Origin of the sequence: Enhygromyxa salina, assembly GCF_002994635.1 — a bacterium.
Lineage (GTDB): Bacteria > Myxococcota_A > Polyangia > Nannocystales > Nannocystaceae > Plesiocystis > Plesiocystis salina_B.
Map to the genome: position 1 here is coordinate 1 of NZ_PVNL01000166.1, position 2,324 is coordinate 2,324.

3 protein-coding genes are annotated in these 2,324 nt (G+C 61.6%); all 3 read left to right on the forward strand.

The features are described from left to right. A partial coding sequence (locus tag ENSA7_RS44870; RefSeq protein WP_181234637.1) for a hypothetical protein occupies window positions 1-228 on the forward strand: 228 nt, incomplete at its 5' end. Between the two features lie 303 nt (window positions 229-531). After that, entirely contained in the window at window positions 532-1,878 is a 1,347-nt protein-coding gene (locus ENSA7_RS46405; protein ID WP_504823615.1) for a hypothetical protein, read from the forward strand. A 256-nt stretch (window positions 1,879-2,134) separates the two neighbouring features. Then, window positions 2,135-2,324, forward strand: a 190-nt coding sequence (locus ENSA7_RS41195; RefSeq protein WP_146158744.1) for a hypothetical protein, incomplete at its 3' end; no start/stop codon positions are given.

Below are 2,324 nucleotides of genomic sequence, written 5' to 3' on the forward strand. Positions count from 1 at the left end.
GGGGTCGCGTTCGCGGTTCGGGGGGTGGAGTTTGTGGACGAGACGCAGCAGACACAGACCAACTACCGGAAACCGGGAAACGTGGTCCTGTCGATCGGGGGCGCGGCATTGATAGCGGGTGTGGTGATGATCGCGGTGGACGTCAGTAAGCGGAAGAAAGCGCGAAAAGCCAGCAAAGCGGGCGCGAAGTTGCGCGTGCGACCGCACGGCTTGGGCTTCGCGTTCTGATCTGAGTGACACAGACACGCGCGCTTCGTCACCGCAGGCATGATGCAATCAACCCTCGGCGGCGCTCGTCCGTTCGAGGCGCTTGACCAATAGAGCGACTCGCGGGACACTCGAACCGTGAATTCCCGTCAAGCTGTCATCCTGGGCCTGGGTTTCGTCGTCGGGGCGTTGTTGCCGTCTAGCTCAGGTTGCGTTGAACCGAACGCCGACCACTGCGTGCACAACGGCGGTGATGACTACTGCGCGAAGCGGCACTCGGACTGGGAGAACGCGTATTGCTCGGACAACACGTGCGTGGACGAGGTGACGGAGGACGGGTGCCAGGAGGTCGAGCCCACTGGCTGTTGGTACTGCGATGGCAAGCCTGGAGCAGAGTGCAGCGACAGCGTTGGAGACGGAGACGGAGACGGGGATGGCGATGGCGACCCGACTGGCGACGGTGATGGCGAGGGGGACGGCGATGGTGATGGGGACGGGGATGGAGATACGGGTCCCACGTGCATGGCAAGCGATGAATGTCCGGTGGAGACTCCGCTGTGCGAGGAAGGGGACTGCGTCGCGTGTGGAGACGCGATGACGCTGAGTTGTACGGAGGAGTACCCGTCGACGCCGGCTTGCGATGTGGGGGGGTCGTGCGTGGAGTGTACGGGTGACGACGTGTCGGCTTGTTCGGCGGAGATGCCGGCGTGCCAGGGGAATGTTTGTGTGCCTTGTACTGAGCACTCGCAGTGTCCGGGGAGCGCTTGTGAGATCGCGGTGGGGTCATGCATGCCGCTCGATCGCGTGTGGTATGTGGATGCAGCGCACAATGGGTGCACAAACGCCGGGCCGGGGTCGAGTGAAATGCCCTTGTGCAACTTGGCTGCCGGGTTGCAGAAAATAGGTGCAAACGAAAAAGGAACAATCGTTCTCCGAGATGATCCTGGAAATACATACGATGAGTCCTTGACCATTCAAGGTGGCCGGACCGTGGCAATTATCGGTGAATCGGCCGTGGAGCGACCAAAATGGTCCGATGGGAGTGAGGCGTTCGCGCTCCAGGTGCTGAACAATGCTACCGTATATTTGGCTGGTGTCCGTATTGAGACCGCGATAACCTACGGAGTCGAGATTTCGCAGGCTCAAGTGTGGATCCAACGTTCGGCAGTTGCCAACAATGCGGGCGGCGCGGTGTCGGTTGCGGGCGGCGGCTCTCTTCAGGTCGAGAACAGTTTTCTCGGCGGAGACGTCAATGACGTAATCGCCGTGGATGTTACTAACGGAACTGTGAATATTCTCTATACAACGATAGTGGCCGGTTTCAGCGGCTCGGCTGCGTTGAGGTGCGGAAGTGGGGATGGGTCGAGCATCCGCAATTCGCTATTGGTCTCTCGCTCGGGCGACAATGAGGTCGACTGTCCAGGAATTGAAGTCACCACAAGCGCGCTAGAAATGACGTTCGGCGACAACGTCGCGCTGGGTGACATGAGCACTGCGTGGTTCGTTTCTGAGTATAACCAGGGTGATTTCCACCTGTCAGCGAATGGCTATCCCGCAGCGCTCGAATCCGCAGGCGCGTGGTCCGCAGGTGATCCCTCGACCGACATTGACGATGAAGCGCGCCCGAGCCGAGAGGGAGCTGCGGATTTCGCTGGCGCCGATCGCCTTTGATCCCTAACCGCGGCTAGCTCGGCCGGTGCCGCCTCTTGGTCCACGAGCGATCCGACGGCCGACGGTGACGGTCACTTGCTCAATACCGCTAGCTAGGGGACTGTCTTGCCGGCGCTGACCTCATAACCTGACGCACCCGTCTGACTCCGACGTCCGACAGCTAGCGCCTATTTGGGCTTGTACCGTGAACATCAGCGTGTTCAACCCTGCAAACCTTCGCTGGTTGTTTGGCGTCCGCGGGGTGACGCTATGAGACATGACCGCTGTCATTCTATGCGTGGTGACGATCGGGATGCCAGGTATGACCCACGCCTCCGAGCAGCTGGCCCCGCGGCTGGTCGGGCGGATGATGGTCGCGCCCGAGCCGGGGCCCGCGCGTGCGCGGGCCGGGCTGCAGGTGGAGACCGGGGATCTCGGCAGCGCCGGGGAGCCGCTGAAGGCGAAGA